The sequence below is a fragment of the Rhizobium sp. SEMIA 4085 genome (genome assembly GCF_013004495.1).
Classification (GTDB): domain Bacteria; phylum Pseudomonadota; class Alphaproteobacteria; order Rhizobiales; family Rhizobiaceae; genus Rhizobium; species Rhizobium gallicum.
Genome location: NZ_JABEPH010000569.1, coordinates 1 through 2,466 on the forward strand (window position 1 = coordinate 1; position 2,466 = coordinate 2,466).

4 protein-coding genes are annotated in these 2,466 nt (G+C 57.1%); 1 reads left to right on the forward strand and 3 read right to left on the reverse strand.

What is annotated here, in order from left to right; translation table 11 throughout:
* Together C9413_RS31045 and C9413_RS31050 are read right to left on the reverse strand one after the other, a co-directional pair.
* The coding region (locus C9413_RS31045) for a GIY-YIG nuclease family protein (RefSeq protein ID WP_170251401.1) at positions 1 to 392 on the reverse strand (392 nt) is incomplete at its 3' end.
* Positions 389 to 1,156 (reverse strand): SDR family oxidoreductase, encoded by a 768-nt coding sequence (locus C9413_RS31050; protein ID WP_039844476.1) that lies wholly within the window; start codon positions 1,154 to 1,156, stop codon positions 389 to 391. The genes C9413_RS31050 and C9413_RS31045, both read right to left, overlap by 4 nt.
* A 366-nt stretch (positions 1,157 to 1,522) precedes the next feature.
* Between C9413_RS31050 and C9413_RS31055 the strand changes: the two genes are divergently transcribed.
* Positions 1,523 to 2,158 carry an outer membrane protein gene (locus C9413_RS31055; protein ID WP_039844477.1) on the forward strand — a complete coding sequence of 212 codons (636 nt, stop codon included), beginning with the start codon at positions 1,523 to 1,525 and terminating at the stop codon, positions 2,156 to 2,158.
* A 54-nt stretch (positions 2,159 to 2,212) separates the two neighbouring features.
* Here C9413_RS31055 and C9413_RS31060 read toward each other — a convergent pair.
* On the reverse strand, positions 2,213 to 2,466 hold a 254-nt coding region (locus tag C9413_RS31060), incomplete at its 5' end, for a glutathione S-transferase C-terminal domain-containing protein (RefSeq protein WP_348648819.1).

Below are 2,466 nucleotides of genomic sequence, written 5' to 3' on the forward strand. Positions count from 1 at the left end.
GCTTCCAGGAGCAGCGCCTCGGTCTCCGTGCGCGTCGTCACGAATTCCATATGCGAGGTCAGCCGCACCATCTGCGCGATCCGGTTGGAATGGACCCGGCCCATCGCATAGTTGCCGACGCGCTTCTTGAGGCTGCGCGCTTTGCCGACATAGAGCACGTCGCCATCGGCATTGAACATGCGGTAGACGCCGGGGCTGTTCGGCAGCCGCTTGACGAATTCGCCGATCAGTTCCGCGCCGGCAAGCCCGCTCTCGTTGCCGCCGCCTTCATTCCAGTCGATCACAGCCGGAAGCGGCGAGGCGGAAGGTTCGCTTTCCACCTCGATTTCGTCTTCGTTTTCATCGGTTTCATCATAAAGAACACCGCCATCGGGCAGCTTCTTGGCATTCATTCCTTGATCTCCAGCACATCCGGCGTCTGCCACGCGAGATGCTGGCCGCCGTCGAGTGCAATCATCTGACCCGTGATCGAAGGCGTCTCGAACAGAAAACGAATCGTTCGGCCGAATTCCTCCAACGCAGGTCCTTGCTTCAAGATAAGCGCTGCGACCTGCGCTTGGAAGTCTTCCTGCAACTGCCGTTCGCTTGGGATCGAGGGGCCAGGACCGATGGCGTTGACACGAATCTTCGGAGCAAGCGCCTGCGCCATCGTCTGCGTTGCGGTCCAAAGCGCCGACTTCGACAGGGTGTAGGAATAGAAGCTCGGCCGCAGCGCCCAGACGCGTTGGTCGATGACATTGACAATGAGGCCAGTGGACGTTTCCGGTAGCTGGGCGGCGAATTGGGCGGCGAGGATCGACGGCGCCCGGACATGCACGGCAAAATGCTCGTCCCAGACACCGGCATCCATCTTTCGCACCGAATCTTCGCGGAAGACGGAGGCATTGTTGACAAGCAGATCGATGGGGCCAAGCCGGTCTGCGGCCCTTTTTACCAGGGTTTCCGTTTCGTTTATTTTCATGAGGTCGCCTTGCACTGCGACGGCGTATTTGCCTTTTTGCCGCAATTGCGCCGCAACCGCCTCCGCCTCGTCGATCGAGCTATTGGCATGAATGGCAACGGAAAAGCCGTTCTCCGCCAAATCCTCGACTATTGCCCGGCCTATTCTCTTGGCAGCCCCGGTTATGAGCGCGGCCTTAAGTCTTTTCTCGTTCAAAAGCGTGCCTTCTGGTCCTGCGGGTCTAAGTGCGTTTCTATATAGGGGCAGGCACAAACTATATAAATAGGGTGTCACGATTGCCTTTGTGGCAGATCTATTCTATGTATTATTTGAGAAATAAAGTTCTTAGAATTAGTATTGGCAATTTAACACATCGTTATGGTTAACAAATATTCTGTTGCGCTATAGCAACATCCAATTTCAGCCGCTTCGCTGCCTCAATCATTTCACAATTTGGCTCTCTCAAATCCGCAATTGCGCTCCACTTTCGACCTCGATCCGAGAGGGACATCTTGTAATTTCTCGCGAATGCTTCGGCGTAGGACAGTTACGAAGGGCGCGAGATCGAAAGGAGAAATGAGTATGCGTACATTTATTGCTAGTCTGATGGCGTCCGCCTTCGTGATCGCCGGCTTTTCCGCCGCCAACGCCGCCGATGCAGTGGACCAGGTTCCGGAAGCTCCGGTAGCACAGGCCGAGCCGGCCGCTCCTGCAGGTAACTGGGAAGGCTTTTACCTCGGCGGCGCGGGCACCTATAACAAGGGCAACTTCGGTGCAGACCGCGACGGTTACGCCATGGGCGGCCAGCTCTACACGGGCTACAACTGGCAGAGCGGCCAGATCGTCTACGGTGTCGAAGCCGATCTCGGTTATTCCGGCCTCGACAGCACGTCTGACGGCATCACCAACAAGAACCGATTCAACGGCTCTGTTCGCGGCCGTGTCGGTTACGACCTGAACCCGTTCCTGCTCTACGCGACGGCTGGTGCCGCTGCGGCGAACAACAAGGTCAGCGGCTTCGGTGAATCCGATTCCAATACAGCTTTCGGTTACACCGTCGGCGCCGGTGCCGAAGCTATGGTGACGAACAACATCACGGCACGTGTCGAATATCGGTTCAGCGACTATCAGAACAAGGACTTCGATCTCGGCGCCACGAACGTATCCCGCGGCTATGACGAACACAGCGTCAAGGTCGGTATCGGCGTCAAGTTCTAAGTCTGCCGAACAAACCTGATGAAAGCCGGGCCTCGCGCCCGGCTTTTTTGTTTCTCAGCCGTGCGCCTTGAGTTCCTGATAGGCAGGAAATTTCTTCTCGAATTTGCGTGCCCAGTCGATCAGTTCCGGATGCTCGGCTTCCCACTGGCCCTTGAAGCGCAATTCCAGATAGCCGATCGTCGCAGCAAGCGCGAAGTGACCGCCATTCAGCCTCCGGCCGATCTTCGGTGGATGCGCGCTGATGTGGTTCAGGCCGCTGACGGCCTTCTTCCACTGCCGGTCGATCCAGGGCTGGTGCACCTTCTCCT

Excerpts from the sequence above, each read along its gene's own strand:
- C9413_RS31055 (WP_039844477.1), top strand. The coding sequence starts at position 1,523 with ATGCGTACATTTATTGCTAGTCTGATGGCGTCCGCCTTCGTGATCGCC.